Source organism: Streptomyces sp. WAC 01529 (genome assembly GCF_003945545.1).
GTDB lineage: Bacteria > Actinomycetota > Actinomycetes > Streptomycetales > Streptomycetaceae > Streptomyces > Streptomyces anatolicus.
The window spans coordinates 4,919,859-4,936,728 of record NZ_CP029617.1 but is presented as its reverse complement, the minus strand read 5'-3'; the positions used below and the strand labels follow the sequence as shown (position 1 = coordinate 4,936,728).

Annotated in this window: 16 protein-coding genes, 1 pseudogene and 1 riboswitch; of the genes and pseudogenes, 7 read left to right on the top strand and 10 right to left on the bottom strand. The window is 70.8% G+C overall.

What is annotated here, in order from left to right:
- The first annotated feature begins 166 nt into the window (after window positions 1-166).
- Window positions 167-323, top strand: a riboswitch (cyclic di-AMP (ydaO/yuaA leader).
- 7 nt (window positions 324-330) lie between these two features.
- Window positions 331-1,548 (top strand): C40 family peptidase, encoded by a 1,218-nt coding sequence (locus tag DMA15_RS22380; protein ID WP_125514532.1) that lies wholly within the window; start codon window positions 331-333, stop codon window positions 1,546-1,548.
- 120 nt (window positions 1,549-1,668) lie between these two features.
- On the opposite strand, the gene DMA15_RS22375 is transcribed toward DMA15_RS22380, so the two are convergent.
- Window positions 1,669-2,022, bottom strand: a complete 354-nt coding sequence (locus DMA15_RS22375; protein ID WP_125514531.1) for a hypothetical protein — start codon at window positions 2,020-2,022, stop codon at window positions 1,669-1,671.
- Window positions 2,023-2,366: 344 nt separating this feature from the next.
- On the opposite strand from DMA15_RS22375, the gene DMA15_RS22370 reads away from it, so the two are divergent.
- Entirely contained in the window at window positions 2,367-3,449 is a 1,083-nt protein-coding gene (locus DMA15_RS22370) for a C40 family peptidase (RefSeq protein WP_125514530.1), read from the top strand.
- Window positions 3,450-3,611: 162 nt separating this feature from the next.
- Window positions 3,612-4,250, top strand: a complete 639-nt coding sequence (locus tag DMA15_RS22365; RefSeq protein WP_125514529.1) for a hypothetical protein — start codon at window positions 3,612-3,614, stop codon at window positions 4,248-4,250.
- Between the two features lie 51 nt (window positions 4,251-4,301).
- On the opposite strand, the gene DMA15_RS22360 is transcribed toward DMA15_RS22365, so the two are convergent.
- Together DMA15_RS22360 and DMA15_RS22355 are read right to left on the bottom strand one after the other, a co-directional pair.
- Entirely contained in the window at window positions 4,302-5,030 is a 729-nt protein-coding gene (locus tag DMA15_RS22360) for a response regulator transcription factor (RefSeq protein WP_125514528.1), read from the bottom strand.
- Window positions 5,027-6,316: an ATP-binding protein gene (locus tag DMA15_RS22355; protein WP_125514527.1), complete on the bottom strand. Its 1,290-nt coding sequence runs from the start codon at window positions 6,314-6,316 to the stop codon at window positions 5,027-5,029. The genes DMA15_RS22360 and DMA15_RS22355 overlap by 4 nt, the downstream gene beginning before the upstream one ends.
- Before the next feature lie 183 nt (window positions 6,317-6,499).
- Between DMA15_RS22355 and DMA15_RS22350 the strand changes: the two genes are divergently transcribed.
- The gene (locus DMA15_RS22350; protein WP_125514526.1) at window positions 6,500-7,867 is read left to right on the top strand and encodes a PspC domain-containing protein; all 1,368 of its coding nucleotides are present in this window, start codon (window positions 6,500-6,502) and stop codon (window positions 7,865-7,867) included.
- Window positions 7,854-8,093 carry a hypothetical protein gene (locus tag DMA15_RS22345; protein ID WP_125514525.1) on the top strand — a complete coding sequence of 80 codons (240 nt, stop codon included), beginning with the start codon at window positions 7,854-7,856 and terminating at the stop codon, window positions 8,091-8,093. The genes DMA15_RS22350 and DMA15_RS22345 overlap by 14 nt, the downstream gene beginning before the upstream one ends.
- Here the strand turns inward: DMA15_RS22345 and DMA15_RS22340 are convergent.
- The 3 genes and pseudogenes from DMA15_RS22340 to DMA15_RS22330 all read right to left on the bottom strand — a co-directional run.
- Window positions 8,090-8,635, bottom strand: coding sequence for a DoxX family protein (locus tag DMA15_RS22340; RefSeq protein ID WP_240659892.1), 546 nt, complete (start codon window positions 8,633-8,635; stop codon window positions 8,090-8,092). The genes DMA15_RS22345 and DMA15_RS22340 overlap by 4 nt on opposite strands.
- 167 nt (window positions 8,636-8,802) lie before the next feature.
- Window positions 8,803-10,068, bottom strand: a complete 1,266-nt coding sequence (locus DMA15_RS22335; protein WP_125517937.1) for a hypothetical protein — start codon at window positions 10,066-10,068, stop codon at window positions 8,803-8,805.
- A gap of 172 nt (window positions 10,069-10,240) precedes the next feature.
- Window positions 10,241-10,575: pseudogene (locus tag DMA15_RS22330) on the bottom strand (class II aldolase/adducin family protein); the annotation flags it as partial.
- Between the two features lie 65 nt (window positions 10,576-10,640).
- Between DMA15_RS22330 and DMA15_RS22325 the strand changes: the two are divergent.
- Entirely contained in the window at window positions 10,641-11,120 is a 480-nt protein-coding gene (locus DMA15_RS22325) for a pyridoxamine 5'-phosphate oxidase family protein (protein ID WP_125514524.1), read from the top strand.
- A 217-nt stretch (window positions 11,121-11,337) separates the two neighbouring features.
- Here DMA15_RS22325 and guaA read toward each other — a convergent pair whose 3' ends face one another.
- A complete protein-coding gene (gene guaA, locus DMA15_RS22320) occupies window positions 11,338-12,924 on the bottom strand; it encodes a glutamine-hydrolyzing GMP synthase (RefSeq protein ID WP_125514523.1) in 1,587 nt (528 codons plus the stop codon).
- A gap of 411 nt (window positions 12,925-13,335) precedes the next feature.
- Between guaA and DMA15_RS22315 the strand changes: the two genes are divergently transcribed.
- Window positions 13,336-13,710, top strand: coding sequence for a chorismate mutase (locus DMA15_RS22315; protein ID WP_125514522.1), 375 nt, complete (start codon window positions 13,336-13,338; stop codon window positions 13,708-13,710).
- A gap of 684 nt (window positions 13,711-14,394) precedes the next feature.
- Here the strand turns inward: DMA15_RS22315 and DMA15_RS22310 are convergent.
- The 3 genes from DMA15_RS22310 to DMA15_RS22300 all read right to left on the bottom strand — a co-directional run bounded on the left by DMA15_RS22310 (window position 14,395) and on the right by DMA15_RS22300 (window position 16,608).
- The gene (locus DMA15_RS22310; protein ID WP_240659891.1) at window positions 14,395-15,132 is read right to left on the bottom strand and encodes a hypothetical protein; all 738 of its coding nucleotides are present in this window, start codon (window positions 15,130-15,132) and stop codon (window positions 14,395-14,397) included.
- 138 nt (window positions 15,133-15,270) lie between these two features.
- Window positions 15,271-16,089, bottom strand: coding sequence for a hypothetical protein (locus DMA15_RS22305; protein WP_125514520.1), 819 nt, complete (start codon window positions 16,087-16,089; stop codon window positions 15,271-15,273).
- A 153-nt stretch (window positions 16,090-16,242) separates the two neighbouring features.
- Window positions 16,243-16,608, bottom strand: a complete 366-nt coding sequence (locus DMA15_RS22300) for a hypothetical protein (RefSeq protein ID WP_206302790.1) — start codon at window positions 16,606-16,608, stop codon at window positions 16,243-16,245.
- Window positions 16,609-16,870 lie beyond the last annotated feature (262 nt).

Below are 16,870 nucleotides of genomic sequence, written 5' to 3'. Positions count from 1 at the left end.
CGGCCCGTCACGCTCCGCCACGCCGCTGCGGGGCCCGTACCCCGGCCCTCGTAAAGTCACGGAAATGTATCGGGCATATCGAACATCAACCTTCACACGTGCCACACGAGTTGGCTAGCGTGCTGCGCGGGCCGCTCGTCCCCCACCGGCGAACCCCGCCGGGAACGGGTGGCCTCCGCCGAGTCCGACATGTTCGGAGCCGGGGACCCACCGAAAACTTGGGGTGAATCGGTCCCGTACTTCGTACGGGACTGTAGGGCAACCTTCCGGACCACCCGCCCGAACCCGACAGCTAACCCGGTAGGCGGTCTACGGAAGGAGTCGCCTCCCTTGGCGTCGCACCGCAAGCCGCGGGCCCGGTCAGCCGGCGTACGCACCACCCCGGCCGTCGGCATCACCACGGCCGCCCTCACCTCCGTGGCGCTCCTGTCGCAGAGCGCACAGGCAGCACCCTCCTCGCCGGCGAAGCCCAGCCTCGAAGAGGTACGCAAGAAGGTCGACGACCTCTACCACCAGGCGGGCGTGGCCACCCAGAAGTACAACTCGGCCAAGGAGAAGACCGAGAAGCAGCGCAAGAGGGTCGGCCGCCTGCTCGACGACGTGGCCAAGCGCGCGGACAGGCTGAACGAGGCGCGCCAGCAGCTCGGCTCCTTCGCCGCCGCCCAGTACCGCACGGGCGGCGCGTCCCAGACGGCCACGATGATGCTCGCCGACGACCCGCAGGGCTACTTCGACCAGCACCACCTGGCGGACCGGCTCACCTCCCGGCAGAAGAAGGCCGTCGACGACTACCAGGCGGAGCAGGCGTCGGCGACGAAGCAGCGCACGAAGGCGGCGAAGAGCCTCAAGACGCTCAGCGAGTCCCGGGACGATCTCAGGACGAGCAAGCGGGCCGTACAGAAGAAGCTGGGCGAGGCGCGCGGGCTGCTGTCGGAGCTGACCGCCGAGGAGAAGGCGCGGCTCGCCGCGATCGAGCGGGAGAAAAAGCGGGAGGCGAAGCGCAAGGCCGAGGAGCTGGCCCGCGAGCAGGCCGCGGAGGCGGAGCGCAAGCGCGAGGCGGAAGAGGCGGCGCAGAAGGAGAAGGAGAAAGAGCAGGGGCAGGGGGGCCAGGGCCAAGGGCAGGGCGAGGGCTCCGGCTCGGGCAGCGGCGCGGGCTCAGGCAGCGGCTCCGGCTCCGGCAGCACGGACGGCGGCTACGCCACCAAGGCCGCGAAGGTGATCCGCTTCGCCGAGGCCCAGATCGGCAAGCCGTACGTTTGGGGCGCCACGGGACCCGACTCGTACGACTGCTCGGGCCTCACCCAGGACGCGTGGAAGGCCGCGGGCATCTCGCTGCCGCGCACCACGTGGGACCAGGTGAAGGCCGGCACGACCGTGAAGACCGCCGACGCCGAACCCGGTGACCTGGTCTTCTTCTACGACGACATCAGTCACGTAGGGATCTACATCGGCGACGGCAAGATGATCCACGCCCCGAAGCCGGGCACGAACGTACGGGTCGAGTCGATCTACTACATGCCGATCCACAGCGTGGTGCGCCCGGCCTGACCACGAAAAAAGCGCCCTCTACGCGCGTGGCACGCACTCTCCCGGGAGTGCGTGCCACGCGCGCGTAGAGGGCGCTCAGGGGGCGTTCGTCCGCAGAGGCCGTCAGGTCCAGCAGAGGCATCAGGTCCACAGGACGGCGATGAAGATGTTCGCCGTGGTCAGCAGCCCCACCGCGCCGAACATGCCTTTGTCGACCTTCTCCTCGTCCCGCTTCACATAGACCAGCGCGAGGATCACGATCAACACGGCCATCTTGATGCCGATCTTGAGGTTGTTGACCGTGTTGTCGTCCGCCTGGTTGAGGCCCACCAGGGCCACACCGGTGACGAGCATGACCAGCGCGCCGTGCAGCATCGCGGGGCTGAAGCGGGCGGTGCCCTGGCCCATCTGCTTCATCTGGGTCAGGAAGCCGCCCAGGAGCGAGGCGATGCCGATGATGTGCAGGCCGACGAAGAGATGGATGAGTACGTCCATGAGGCCGGAGCCTAGCCGGGCCCCTCACCGCTCCCCGTAGGCGGCCCCATACCACTCCGCTACGGCCCCGGTAGGCACAAACGCCCTACTAGTCGCAGTTGTGAGCGAAGAGGGCATCGCCTCACCATCGGTACGGACAGAAACGTTCGCCATTCCGCCCACTTATGACGATTACGCGCAATCCGACACCGGCCCGTGACGGCCAGGTTTAGCGTCCTTCACCAGGTGACCGGCTCCCCACCGCCGCCCGCCGAGGGCAGCAGTCGGCCACCACCGCCGAGAAATCCGGCGGCGGCGCGCTCCCCCTGTGCGGGCCGCCGCCGGACAGGTAAGGAGCCCTCTTAGTGGCAGCGCACCGCAAGCCCAGACAGCGCTCGCTCACCGGCCACACGGCCCGCACCGCCGCCACCCTCGCCCTCGCGGGAGCCGCCTCGGCGACCGCCCTCGAAGGCTCGGGACACGCGGACCCCCGGCTCAGCCCCGCCGAGGTGAGATCCAAGGTCGACGCGCTCTACCGTGAGGCGGAGGTCGCCACCGAGAAGTACAACGGCGCGAAGGAGAAGGCCCGGAAGGCCGAGAAATCGCTCGGCGGGCTGCGTGACGAGGCGGCCCGCAAGACGGAGAAGCTCAACGCCGCCCGTGACAGCCTCGGTTCCTACGCGGCCGCCCAGTACCGCGCGGGCGGCATCGACCCTTCCGTCCAGCTCGCGCTCTCCTCGGACCCCGAACAGTTCCTGGACCGTGCCTCGCTCGTCGACCGGGCGGGCAGCCGTCAGGCCGCGGCCGTCGGCGGCGTACGCAAGCAGCTTCGGGAGATCGACCAGCTGCGCACCGAGGCCGACGACCGCCTATCCGCCCTCCGCTCACGCCAGGCGGACCTGAGGAAGCACAAGAGGACCGTCATCACCAAGCTCGGCGAGGCCAAGCGGCTGCTGGCCCAGCTCACCGAGGAAGAGCGCGCGGAGTTCACCGGCGACCACGGCCGGGCCGCCCGCTCGGACACCCGCGCCCCTCAGCCGGGCGCCCGCGAGCTCGACGCCCGCACCCTTCAGCGTGGCACCGCCGCCAAGGCCCCCAACGCCCGCGCCGCGGCCGCCGTCTCCTACGCGTACAAAGCCATCGGCAGCCCCTACGTCTGGGGCGCCACAGGTCCGAACGCCTTCGACTGCTCAGGCCTGACGCAGGCCGCGTACCGCTCGGCGGGCGTCTCCCTGCCCCGCACCACCTACGCCCAGATCGCCGCGGGCCAACGAGTCCCGCGCTCGGCGCTGCGCCCCGGTGACCTGGTGTTCTTCTACTCGGGCATCAGTCACGTCGGCATCTACGTCGGGAACGGCCAGATGATCCACGCCCCCAACCCGAGCGCCCCGGTGCGGCTCGCGCCGATCGACCAGATGCCGTTCGCGGGTGCCACGCGGGTGGCGTGACCAGATGCCGTTGGCGGGTGCCACACGGGTGACGTGGCCAGATGCCGTCCGCGGGCGGCATGACCGGGCCCCGCGCCCCGAGGAGGGCGCCTCGCCGCCGAACCCGCGGCGCCCACCAGCCACCGTTCAGCCGCTCCCCGGGCCCGAAGTACTGTCGGGTTCATGCTCAGCCGTACGTTGCCACCGCCTCCCCCTCCCGTGCATCTGCGCACCTGGCCGGACCGGCAGACGATGCTCACCGACCGCGGCCTGGCCCTGCACGAACTGCGCAGGCGCCACCTCGGCGTACACCGGCTGCTCCTGCTGTGGCTGTGCGGGTTCGGCGCCGTCATCGGCTGGGTGCTGCTGGTGCGGCCGCTCAAGTACATCGAGGACGGGGACGCCACGGGGATCATCCTCGGCCCGGTCCTCGCGGTCCTCGGCCTCGCGGCGCTGGGCCCCGCGGTGGTCGGCGTCGCCCTCGGCATCCGCCGCGACCGGCGCATACGGGAACTGACCGACGCCTGGCTCGCGTTGGACCACCACCCGGTGTCTGACGCCCGCCTGCGCTCCCCCGGCCTCAGCCTCCTGTGGCTCCTGTCCTCCCTCGCCGTGTGCGCGCTCGGCCTGTGGGCGTCCTTCGCCGCGGCCGCGTACGCAGAACCGGGCCGCGACACCTACGCCGACGTCGTCCTCGGCATGGGCGTCGGCCTGATCCTGTGGCTGACGGGCCTCGTGGGCGCCGCGAAGGCCGCCGGCCACTACCGCTGGGCACTCCGGACGCGAGGTCCGGCACCGACGCCCGGCGTCACCGCCCGCTAGGGCTCAGGGCCGACCGCGAAATTTCGGAGCAGACCGCCGGTGCGCCGGGGCTCAGACCAGCCGTCTCGCCGTCGCCCACCGCGTCAGCTCATGGCGGTTGGAGAGCTGAAGCTTTCTCAGCACCGCCGAGACGTGCGACTCGACCGTCTTCACGGAGATATAGAGCTGCTTGGCGATCTCCTTGTACGCATATCCACGGGCGATGAGCCGCAGCACCTCTCTCTCGCGCTGTGTGAGGCGGTCCAGGTCCTCGTCGACCGGGGGCGCGTCGGTGGAGGCGAAGGCGTCCAGGACGAAGCCGGCCAGGCGCGGCGAGAACACCGCGTCGCCCTCCTGCACACGGAAGATGGAGTCCACCAGGTCGGTGCCGGTGATGGTCTTGGTGACATAGCCGCGGGCGCCGCCGCGGATGACACCGATGACGTCCTCGGCGGCGTCCGAGACCGAGAGCGCGAGGAAACGCACCGGGTTCTCCACATCGGCCATCAACGGCGCGCAGCGGCGGAGCACTTCCACGCCGCCGCCACCGGGGAGGTGCACGTCCAGGAGCACGACCTCGGGGCGCGCCGCCGTGATCACCGTGACCGCCTGGTCGACGTCGGCGGCCTCGCCGACCACCTCGACGCCGGTGATGTCGGTCCGGCCGATCTCCGCCTGCACGCCGGTACGGAACATCCGGTGGTCGTCGACGAGGACGACCCGCACACGACGCCCGCCCGCACCGCCCTCGTCCGACCCCGTCGGTTCCGCGGGTCCGCCCGCCTCGGTCGCGTCGCTCATGTCGTCGCCGTCCTCTCCATAACCAGCTCGACTTCCGTGCCGCCGCCGGGCACCGCGCGCAATCGCGCCGTGCCGCTATTGCGCTGCATGCGGCCGATGATCGATTCTCGTACGCCCATGCGGTCGTCGGGAACGGAATCCAGGTCGAAGCCGGGCCCGCGGTCCCGGACGGACACGAAGACCTTCTCCTCCTCGACTTCGGCGAAGACCTGCACCGCGCCGCCCTCGCCACCGTACTTGGCGGCGTTCACCATGGCTTCCCTCGCGGCCTGCATCTGCGCGGTCAGCCGGTCGTCGAGCCGGCAGTCGCCGACCACGACGACCTCTATCGGGACGCCGTGCTTGTCCTCGACCTCCGCCGCGCTCCGGCGGACCGCCTCGGCGACGGTGTCCGGCTCCTCATCCTCGTCCTTGCCGGTGCCCTCGGGTCTGTAGAGCCAGACCCGCAGATCGCGCTCCTGCGCACGGGCGAGGCGGCGGACCTCGCTCGGGCTCTCCGCGTTGCGCTGGATCAACGTCAGGGTGTGCAGCACGGAGTCGTGCACATGGGCGGCGACCTCGGCTCTCTCCTGGGCGCGGATGCGCATCAGCCGCTCCTCGGAGAGGTCCTGCGTCATACGGACGAGGTAGGGGCCGGCGAGGAGCGCGATACCGACGAGCACGGCCAGCGCGGCCTGCAACACGGCGCCCAGGTGCGCCGCGGAGCCCTGGAGCACGAATATGCCGCTGACACCGGCGCCGACCAGGAGTACCCCGGCCGCCGAACGGGCGAGCGTCAGGGTGCGCCGACGGCGGCCGACGGCCATCCAGCGGGCCCGGCGGGCATTGTCGGCCTGGCGCCAGACCAGCGCGACTCCGGCGGCGACGAGCAGCGTCGGCACGACGTAGGCCTTGGTCGAGCCGTCCAGGTTCACATTGCCGACGAAGACCATGGAGACGACGACCATCGCGAGGAGCGCGACGATCTGACCCTTGTCCGGCTTGCGGGCCACGAGTCTGCGGCGGCCGTCCGGCGAAGTGTCAGTCATGACGGCCGCGGGCGGCCGCTCGGCGTCGACGCCGCCGATACCGAGCGGGACGAAGAACCAGAACGCCCCGTACAGCAGGGCGCCGAGGCCATCCGCCGTGAACAGGCCGACGAAGATGAGCCTGACCCAGATCACCGGCAGCCCGAGATGCCCGGCGAGACCGCGCGCGACCCCACCGAGCCAACGCCCGTCGCCGCTGCGGTAGAGCTTGCGCAGCGGTCTGACGGCGTCGAGGGGTGGTGCGGCGGCTTCCGGCATGTCTCGATATTCACACGCGGGCGCGGACGCGGGCATCAGGGTCGACCCCCGAGACTTCCCTGATCTCGGCCCCTGGCCCAGCCCTGTCAGGGTGAGCGCCCGCCGGGTCTCAGGGGCGATCTCAGGGTCGGACCAGGGTTTTCCCGACTGCCGCGGCGGGCCCCGGACCGTCACCATGGACACATGACAGATCAGCAGCCCGCCGAGACGGAGACCGAGGCCGCCATCCGCGACGCCCTGCCCGGCGCGCCCGGCGAGCCGCACGGCCCGGCGTACGGCCAGGAGCCGGGCCTGCCCGCGCAGGAGCGGAAGTTCCGCCGCGACCGCCGGCACAGAAGGCTCGGCGGGGTGTGCGCGGGGCTCGGGCGGTACTGCGACATGGACCCGGTGATCTTCCGCATCGGTGTCGCGATCCTCGCGATCACCAGCGGCCTCGGCCTGGTGGTCTACGGCTTCGCCTGGCTCCTCGTGCCGTACGAGGACGAGGAGGAGAACGAGGCCCGCAGGGTCCTCTCCGGCCGGGTCGACGGCCAGGCCCTGACGGCCGTGCTCTTCGCGCTCGTCGGCTGCGGCGTCTTCCTCACCTTGTTGAACAACGGCGGGGCGCTCACCTTCGCCGCCGTCCTCACCCTCCTCCTCGCGGGCGCGGGGTATTGGTCGCAGCAGCGCGGGGCCCTCGATCCCGACCCGGTCGCCGCGCAGGCCGCCGCGGATGCCCCGCCCGAGGCGAAGGCGCCGCCCGTCGTCGAGGGCCCGTCCTGGTGGCGTGACCCGATAGTCAAGGACGGCACGCACGACGGGGGCTCCGGCTACTTCTGGGGCCCCGAGGGCCCCGGCATCGCCTATCAGCCGACGGCCCACCACCATGGTGGGAGCAGCCCCGAGCCGGCGACTCCTCTCCCGCCGCCCACACCCCGCGGACCGCGCTGGATCGGTGGCTGGGTGTTCCTCCTGGCCCTGCTCGCGGGAGGCCTGGGCACCGGCCTGACCTGGGAGGACCAGCCGCTCGGCACGACGTTGCAGACGGGCCTGGCGTGCGCGCTCGCGGTGTTCGGTATCGGGATCGCGCTCAGCGCCTTCCTGGGCCGCACGGGTGCCGGTTCGATCGTGCTCGCGGTCCTCACCGCGGCTCTCCTCGCGGCCACGGCAGCCCTCCCGAAGAACATCACCACGCACTACGCCCGCGCCGAATGGATACCGGCGTCGGCGGCGGAAGTCCGCCCGCAGTACGAGGTGGGGCTCGGCACGGGCACGCTCGACCTGAGCAAGATCGACGTCGGCAAGGACCGGACGCTGAAGACCAGTGCCGAGACCGGCGTGGGGGATCTCAGGGTGATCGTGCCGAAGGACGCCACCGTGCGGCTGCACGCGGAAGTGGGTGTCGGCGACATCGTGTTGCCGGGCGACAAGGGCAAGGACGTGGACGTCGCTCCGGGCCGTGAGGAGAAGGTGACGCTGAAGCCGCCCACGGGCGGCAAGGACGGCGGCACGATCGATCTGCGGCTCGAAGTCGGCATCGGACAAGCGAAGGTGACCCGTGCTACGTCATGAATTCCACCCCGGCAAGCTGGTGGCCGGCCTCTCCCTGCTGACGGTCGCCGTCGTGTACGCGGGCGATGCGGGCGGCGCCTGGGAAGCGCCGTGGTTCGTCGCGTTCCCGCTCGTGATGGCGGGCCTGCTCCTGGCAGGGGTGGCGGCGACGATCCACGGGATACGCCCGCGCGGCACGGCCCGCCCGGAAGGCGGCTCGCGGGGCTCCGGAAAGCTGGGGGACTAAAGCCCTGGGGAACCTGGGGAAGCGGAGTCGTAGCGGTTCCTGCGGCGGGCGGCGAGCTTGGCGTCGGCGGAGAGGACCGAGGCCCCGGCGAGCACCAGCGGCAGCCACGCCATCAGGTACGCGAGGTCGTTGCCGTAGTAGTAGGGCTCCTCGTGCCAGCTGACGGTCAGCCAGAGGCTGAGTGAGATGAGCGCACCGCCGAGCGCGGCGACCCGGGCGAACAGGCCGATCAAGGTACCGATGCCAACGGCGAGTTCACCGAGGGCGATGGCGTAGCCGAAGCCGACGGGGTTCTTGAGGGAGAGGTCGACCAGGGCGGGGATCGCGGAGATGTCGCGGACCCCCTCCATCATCTCGCCGATCGAGCCCGTTCCGTCCGCCCGCATGAAGGAGCTGTCCGTGAGCTTGTCCAGACCGGCGTAGACGAAGGTGACGCCGAGGAAGATCCGCAGGGGGAGCAGGGCGTAGCGAGTCGCGGTCTCCCGCCAGTCCTCACGCCGGGCGTAGCTGGTGTGCCGGTCCGTCCGCATGCCGTGAGCCATGGCTTCGCGCCGCCTCTCCCGTCGACCCCGTCTTCTGACCATACGTACGAGAAGAGGCCGCTGCTCACCGGCGTGCGGCGGAATTCCATGACATCGACCGGGAAGCCCCAGGGGGAGGCTCTGATGCGTCAGCCGAGGTGGTGCAGCCGATGGCTGGGCCCGTTGGTTCAGTCCGTGACGTCGATGGTGACGCGGTTCGTCTCCAGACCTGCGGCGGTGATCACCTGCACGTCCACGCGACCCGGCTCGACGTCGACGGGGACGGGCACGGTCAGTGTCGTGTCAGCCGGATTGCTGAAGCCGCCCGGCACGGGCACGAGAGGTACGTGGACGTGCACGGCGCCGATGCGGACGACCATGCGGGCGAGCCGGTCCGCGTCACCGGCGCCGGGCGGGACGAAACCGGCGCCGCGGATCTCGATGTCGTCGCCCGTGCGGATCGGGGCGTCGAGATCCCCGGCCTCCCGCGCGCGGACGACGGAGAGGATCACGGGGCGGCCGCCTTCGGAGAATTTGGCGGCCAGGTATGTCGCCGCCGACACCAGCACCAGCACGGCGAGCCCCCACGGCAGATCGGGCAGCTGCTCGGGCCGCCGCGCCAGGCGTACGGCGGCGAAGACCACGGCGACGCTGCTGATCAGGACGTACTGCGTGTCGGCGAAGCTGCCGCGGCCCGCGTCGTCGGTGAGTGGATCGGCGGCCCGCGGCCGGTCCGCGGGCACCTTCTGCAGCCGCCGGCCCAGCACCCGCAGACCGACCACCCCGCGTACGAGGACGGCGGCCCCGCACACCGCGGCGAGGACGGTCATCATCCCGGCGGCACGGCCGATTTCCAGCCCGGCGATCAGCTCGTCCCGCCGTCCGTTCCCCGAGGCCATTGCCAGCTGGCCCGCGAGGACGAGGAGCGCGAAGACCACGAGGAGCACCCAGGAGGCGGCCACGGAGCGCGAGGTCGAGAGCCGGTTGTCCTCACCGATGACGGGGGCGAGGATGCCGCCGCGCTCCCGGTGGACGTATGCCGCGCCGGTCAGCAGCCCGCCCACGGCCAGCGCGGCGAGGAGCCCTGCCGTGCGCGCCGTCGTCCAGCCGGTGCCGATCGCCGTGAGCGCCTGGACCAGGAGGAGCACGACGAAGGTGCCCCAGACGACGCCGAGCGTGCGCGTCCACAGCCGCCGCAGCCAGGCCTCCCCCTCGGCCCTGCCGCGCTCGGCGACCGCCTGCGCGGACTGCGTCAGCTCGTCCGACACCCACTGCCGTGACGCGCCCGCCGAGTGCGCGACGGCCGCGGGCAGCCCCCGCCCGGCCGCCAGTTCGTCGCGCTTGGTGAGGAACGCGGCCACGGCACGCCGGTGCCCCTCGCGCGCGCCGTGCGGGCAGCCGCCGCACGTGCAGCCGCCCCCGTGCGCGCCCTGTCTCGCCTCCTGCACCGCCACCGCGTACGCCGCCTTCCCCACCCTCGAAGCCCCTGGGGGCTGTTGTGAACTTCCTTGCAGAGAAAGGGAATTGTGCCGCACTGAAGGGTGAATGGATCCCGTGGGTCAGGTCAGCGGGGGTGAATGGGCCAACTGCGTGTTGACGGACCGGTGGCGGGCGCCGGCAGGGATCTCAGGTCAGCAGGCCCGGTTCGCTGCGGCTGATCTCCTGCCACGGGGGCTGGTAGTTGATCCACGCGACCGGATCGCTGCCGAGCTGCTCCCGGGTCCGCACCGCCTGCTTGTGGCCGCCGAGCGCGGACGCGATCCTGCGCCCCTCCTCGGCGTCCACGACGACGCCCGTGTAGCCGCCGTACAGCGCGTGGCTCTCGTGGAAGGCGCAGCCTCCTGGGTGATCGGATCCAGGAGTTCGCCGAGCGTGGAGAGCGCGCTGCCCTGCGGGGAGTGGCAGTGCGCGACGGCGACGACATCGGGCCGAGCGAGGTGCGCCTGGGCGTGCCCGGAGAAGAGAGTGCGCAAGGGGGAATCGATAGGCGACAGAGGATGTCGGGTATCGGCGCCACAATCGGCGCATGAAGTCGAATTGGGCGGCCTTCGCCGCCGCGGAACCTGCTCTGGCCGGCACCGTCGAGGGTCGCTTCGGCGCCTTCACCCACCACGTCCTCGCCACGCTCCGCAAGGACGGCTCGCCGCGCACCACGGGGATCGAAGTCCGTTTCCTGCACGGGGAGTTGTGGCTCGGAATGATGCCGGGTTCCCTCAAGGCGCTCGATCTGCGCCGCGATCCGCGCTTCGCGCTGCAGGCGAACCCGGGGCCCGGCACGGAGATGGCGGGCGGCGATGTCCGCGTCGCGGGCCGCGCGGTCGAGGTGCGGGACCCGCAGGAGAGAGCGCGGTATACGGAGGAGGTCAATCCGCCCGATCCGGACGCGTTCCATCTCTTCCGCGCCGAGCTGACGGAGGTGGTGCGCACCTACATCGAGGACGAGAAGTACCTGGCGGTGCAGCTCTGGAAGCCGGGCGTCCCGCTGCGCACGTCCCGGCGGACGTGAGGCGGGGGACACGACCGTGAGGCAGGGGACACGACGCGAATCGGCGCTCGCCTGCCGGGGGCGGAGGTGCGAGCGCCAACGGACACAGAAGCTCGGGTGGATGGAAAAGCTCCGGTGGACACAGAAGCCCCGGTGGACGCGAGAGCGCCGGTGCCGCCACTCCTGTCGTGAAGTGGCGGCACCGGCGCTCAGCAAGCCTTGGGGAAGACCCTGGGGGTCACTCCCACTCGATGGTGCCCGGCGGCTTCGACGTGACGTCGAGGACCACGCGGTTCACATCGGCGACCTCGTTCGTGATGCGGGTGGAGATTTTCGCGAGGACGTCGTACGGCATGCGGGTCCAGTCGGCCGTCATGGCGTCCTCGGAGGAGACCGGGCGCAGCACGATCGGGTGGCCGTAGGTGCGGCCGTCGCCCTGGACGCCGACGCTGCGGACGTCCGCGAGGAGCACGACCGGGCACTGCCAGATGTCCCGGTCGAGACCGGCCTTGGTCAGCTCCTCGCGGGCGATGGCGTCGGCCTCGCGCAGCAGGTCGAGGCGGTCCTTGGTGACCTCGCCGACGATGCGGATGCCGAGGCCGGGGCCCGGGAAGGGCTGGCGCTGGACGATCTCGTCCGGAAGGCCCAGCTCGGCGCCGACCATGCGGACCTCGTCCTTGAACAGCTTGCGCAGCGGTTCGATGAGCTTGAACTCGAGGTCTTCGGGGAGGCCGCCCACGTTGTGGTGGGACTTGATGTTGGCCGTGCCGGTGCCGCCGCCGGACTCGACCACGTCGGGGTAGAGCGTGCCCTGGACCAGGAATTCGACCGGCTGGTCGCCCGGGGCCTCGGCGACGATCTCCGCCTGGGCCTGCTCGAAGACCCGGATGAACTCGCGGCCGATGATCTTCCGCTTCTCCTCGGGGTCGGAGACCCCGGCGAGCGCGGCCAGGAACCGCTCCTGGGCGTCGACGACCTTCAGCTGGACGCCGGTCGCGGCGACGAAGTCCTTCTCGACCTGCTCGGTCTCGTCCTTGCGCATCAGACCGTGGTCGACGTACACGCAGGTCAGCTGGGAGCCGATGGCCTTCTGGACGAGGGCCGCGGCGACCGCGGAGTCGACGCCGCCGGACAGACCGCAGATGGCGCGCTTGGTGCCGACCTGCTCGCGGATGGCGGCGACCTGCTCGTCGATGACGTTGCCGGTGGTCCAGTCGGGCTTGAGGCCCGCGCCGCGGTAGAGGAAGTGCTCCAGGACCTGCTGGCCGTGCGTGGAGTGCATCACCTCGGGGTGGTACTGCACGGCGTACAGCTTCTTCTCGTCGTCCTCGAAGGCGGCGACCGGCACGACGTCCGTGGACGCGGTGACCGTGAAGCCCTCGGGCGCCGCGCTGCACGCGTCGCCGTGCGACATCCACACGGACTGCTCGGTCGGGGTGCCCTCGAAGAGGGTCGAGCTGGGCTTGGAGACGGTCAGGGGCGTGCGTCCGTACTCACGCGCGCCGTTGTCGTCGACGGTGCCGCCGAGCGTGGTCGCCATCAGCTGGAAGCCGTAGCACATGCCGAAGACGGGGACGCCGGCCTCGAAGAGGCTGCGGTCGACGGTGGGCGCCTGCTCCGCGTACACGGACGAGGGGCCGCCGGAGAGGATGATCGCCGCCGGCTTCTTGGCGAGCATCTCGGAGACGGGCATCGTGCTCGGCACGATCTCGCTGTAGACCCGGGCCTCACGGACGCGACGGGCGATGAGCTGGGCGTACTGCGCTCCGAAGTCGACGACCAGAACGGTGTCGGGAGCGGCGGCAGCGTGGGGCGCTGATGGCACGGCGGCGGCCTTCCGGCGTTGAGCGTTGAGCGAGAGGCTCAGTGCGTGTGCAGGGGGTCTGTTTTGTCGATTCTACCGGGCGCGGTGGGGCCTCCCTCGTCGCATCCGACGGAAGTCCGCGGCAGGGAGCGCGTCCCCGGACAGGCGTCTCAGCATCCGGGCGACCCGCCGTATCGGATTGACCGGGCACGCGCGGGTGAGGGCATACTGGCCCCGTGAACAAGCACCTCGGCTTCCTCTTTACCTATGGCACCCGGCTCGCCGGCTGCCATGGTCGAGCTGCTTGATCCACTGACAAGCGACTTCCCAGGCGCCCCGGGCCGACAAGGCCCGGGGCGTTCTGTCATTTCCGGGCCTCGTCGCTCCGGGGCACCTTTCCGCGAGAACCCCAGGAACCACAAGGAGCCCCACATGACCGCCACCGCCACCACCGCTTCCGCCGTCGCCACCTCCGCGACCTCCGCGAACTCCGTCACCGCCTCCGCCGTCGCCACCTCCGCGATCGCCACCCCCACCGAGAAGACCGGTGCCCGTACCGCCGAGGCCGCCGGTGTGATCGAGAACGCCCGGGAGCGGATCGACATGCTCGACGACCGCATCATCGGTCTCGTCCAGGAACGGATGGCCGTCTCGGCCGTGATCCAGGAGGCCCGCATCACCTCGGGCGGGCGGCGGGTGAACCTCTCCCGCGAGATGGAGGTCCTCGGCCACTACAGGGACGCGCTCGGCAAGCCCGGCACCACGCTCGCGATGACGCTTCTTGAGCTGTGCCGGGGCCGCGTCTGACCCCGCCGCCCCCACCCCGGGCACCTGCGGATCTGAGTTCGGGTCGCTTCTCACCCGTACGGCGCGTGACCGGTTCCGGGCGGGGTTCGTTGGTCCCGATGTCCGTGTCAGCCAGGGGCGGTCCCGTAAGAACCACGCGTGGCTCCGCTGGAGCGATGAGGCGTACGGATCATGTCGTACGCCGTGGGACCTCGCTCCAGCGATGTGACCGGACGGCAGGGGACAGCAGCCCGGTCACCCAAGAGAACGGTCGGCTCCGGGGACGCCCGGGGCCGGCCGGCCTCCGTCCCACTCCCCTGCCGCCCCTCCCCATTTCCCTTTAGTTTCCCTCTGGACGCGGTCGAATTTCCCTCTAGATGTGGTCGAAACGGTTGCGTCCCCGGCAGCCCATCGAGCACGATGCCCAGGAGGGCGGACAGCCTCCGGGCCCCCGTCCACCACCGCACTGCCAATGGTCGATACCACGCGAGCGCCCCCTGTGCGCCGGGTCGGCCACCGGCGCACCGAGGAACCAGCGGCGCACTCCCCCGGCGTCGCCCCGCGGCACCGACGCTGCCCTGACGTCGGTGCTGACAGCGAAGGGCCCCGCGGATCCGTCCCGCGGGGCCCTTCGCTCTGTACACAACCGGCATAGCTATAGCTACAGCTACAGCTACAGACAGCCAGTCAGACAGCCAGTCAGCGCTACCGCTTTCCGGCCTCGGCGAGCTTGTCGACCTGCGCCTCGACGATCTTGCTCGGCACGCCGAACTCCTTCGGCTTGAGCAGGTTGATCGAGTAGAAGGCGGCGAGCGTCGAACCGCTGCGTACGACGGTGAAGCTCATCGGCGTCTTCTGGCCCTCGATGAGGCCCACGACCTTGTACGAGACGGCGTCGTCGCCCGACTTCGGGGCGGACAGGGGCGCGACCTCGCGGTACTTGGAACCCGCGTGCTCGTACGCCTCGCACTTCTCCGTGGCCGTGCGGAGGCCGTCCATGACCTTCTCCGCGTCGTCCTTCTCGTGGGCGAGCAGCGCGAGCGTGATGATCGTGGCGTCCATCTCGTCCGGACCGGTCATGGTCCGGCCGACGCGGGCCTTGGAGGCCGGGTCGGTGGCGAACATGAACATGTCCGCGAGCGGCTGGCACTTGACCGGGTCGGAAGGCACGGTCTGCGCGGGCATGTCCGCGGCGGACAGCTTCTCCAGCTTGTAGCCCTTGAGGTCGCCCTTGGCGAGCACCGCCTTCTCCAGCTCGGCGGTGGTCAGCGCACCCTGCTTCGCGCCGGCCGGCTTCGCGTCCTTGCCACCCCCGGAACCCTGCGCGGACTTGGCCGGTTCCGACGGCTTCTTGCCGTCGTCGTCGCTGCCACACGCTGCGGTCAGGCCCAGCGCGACCGTGACGGACGCGGCCACGACGGCCCGAGACACAGATGACTTCACGTTTCCTACCTTCATTCGCGTGGCGCGGGCGACAGGCCCGCACCGAGGCGAAATGAAAGCTGCAAACACGCCAACTTTGCCAGCGATTTGCATAACGATCAGAAACCGCCGAAAAGGTTGTACGGGGCGCGTGTGAAATCAGAGCTTGCCGAGCTGCGCGTCGATGATCGCGGTGTCCACCTTCGGGTCCTCGTCGGCCTTGGGCGTGCCGATGCCCTTCATGCCCTCGCGCTCGGCCTCCCGGTCGTCCTGGACGCCCGCGGGGTCGTACAGGTTCGACGCGTCGAAGGTCAGGAGCGTGGAGCCGTCGCGTACGACCGTGACGCGCTCCCGCGCCGTGTACTCGCCCTTGCGATGGGTCAGCTTGTACGAGACCGCCTCGTCGCCCTTGTCCGGCGCGGGCAGCGCCTTGACGTCGAGGTAGCGGCGGCCGTCGACGCGGAACGCGGCGCACTTCTTCGACTTCGCCGCGGTGCGCAGGTCGGCCATGACGCGCTCGGCGTCGGCCCGCGTGTAGGCGGACAGTCCGACGTCGGTCGTCGTGAGGGCCCTGCCGCCGGGGTTGGTCAGGATCCGGCCGACGTGCGCCTTCGGCTCCGGCACCGACTTCGGCTTCGGCTTCGCGGAGACGTCGGGGTCGAGCAGGGCGGTGAGCGGGGCGCACACCGCGGGCGAGGTCTTCCCGGCGGCCGGGGCCGCGGCCGCGGAGGCATCGGGGGTCTTCGGCTTCTCGACCTTGTAGCCCTTGACGTCACCCGTGGCGAGGGCCGCCTTCTCCAGCCGGCCGGCCGCCTCGGCACCGCCCTTCGAGGCGTCCGTCGACGCGTCCTTCGAGGCACCCGCGCCCGGCTTGGCCGAATCCTTGCCGTCGTCGCCGCCTCCGCCGCAAGCCGCGGTCGCTCCGAGAGCGGCCACCACCGAGACGGCCACCACGACCCGCGACACAGCTGACTTCACGATCTCTGCCCCCACCTGTTCAGCTCACCTGCTCAGCTCACTTACGTCTCGCGGTACGCACCACCACTGCTACGAGGGCACTCGCACCACTTCTACGACGGCAGAAGATCGCTTACGGTTCCACCCCGCCCGCTCCCCGCACCGGGCCGGGAGTCACCAGCCCCACATCCAGAACCGGAACGGGCTGAGCACCGCGATCGCCAGGGCCATGCAGCCGATGACGATCACCACGCTCCACATCCGGCGGCGGCGCTCGGAACGTGCGTCGCGGCGCGGGCCGAGGGGCGCCGAGCGCCAGTCGTCCGGCCGCCACCGCACGGACTCGGCATCGCGCCTCGCCCGCCTGCGGCGCAACCGCCCGGCCTGGCGCACCTGTTCACGCGCGGCCTCCTCGTCCAGGCGCCGCAGCCTTTCGGCCACCATGCGGGCCCGCGCGGACGGTTCCTTCGGCGCGGACGAGCGAATGTCCCGCTCGCTGTCCTTCTCGAACCTCTCCCACACCTCCTCGGGTATGGCCAACGCTGTCCCCTCCCCATATCTCCCCATCGCCCCCTCGGGCGGGGGCAGTTCTACGGCACCCCGTCGCAGCGGCACAAGCGGTGTGAGCCACGCCACATAAGGATTCCGTGAGTGCGAGGACAACCATTCACAGGGATCGCAGGTCATGCATGCAGTAACAGAAACCACTCCGACAAAAGCCACTCCACCCAGCCACTCCCGGGGACTTCATGAAGCTTCGCCGTGCCATGGCAGCAGCGGCCGCTACGGCTGTCATCGCCCC

Coding starts and splice junctions, on each gene's coding strand:
- DMA15_RS22375 (WP_125514531.1), bottom strand. CDS start 2,022: ATGGACGTACTCATCCATCTCTTCGTCGGCCTGCACATCATCGGCATC.
- DMA15_RS22365 (WP_125514529.1), top strand. CDS start 3,612: ATGCTCAGCCGTACGTTGCCACCGCCTCCCCCTCCCGTGCATCTGCGC.
- DMA15_RS22360 (WP_125514528.1), bottom strand. CDS start 5,030: ATGAGCGACGCGACCGAGGCGGGCGGACCCGCGGAACCGACGGGGTCG.
- DMA15_RS22355 (WP_125514527.1), bottom strand. CDS start 6,316: ATGCCGGAAGCCGCCGCACCACCCCTCGACGCCGTCAGACCGCTGCGC.
- DMA15_RS22350 (WP_125514526.1), top strand. CDS start 6,500: ATGACAGATCAGCAGCCCGCCGAGACGGAGACCGAGGCCGCCATCCGC.
- DMA15_RS22340 (WP_240659892.1), bottom strand. CDS start 8,635: ATGGCTCACGGCATGCGGACGGACCGGCACACCAGCTACGCCCGGCGT.
- DMA15_RS22325 (WP_125514524.1), top strand. CDS start 10,641: ATGAAGTCGAATTGGGCGGCCTTCGCCGCCGCGGAACCTGCTCTGGCC.
- DMA15_RS22315 (WP_125514522.1), top strand. CDS start 13,336: ATGACCGCCACCGCCACCACCGCTTCCGCCGTCGCCACCTCCGCGACC.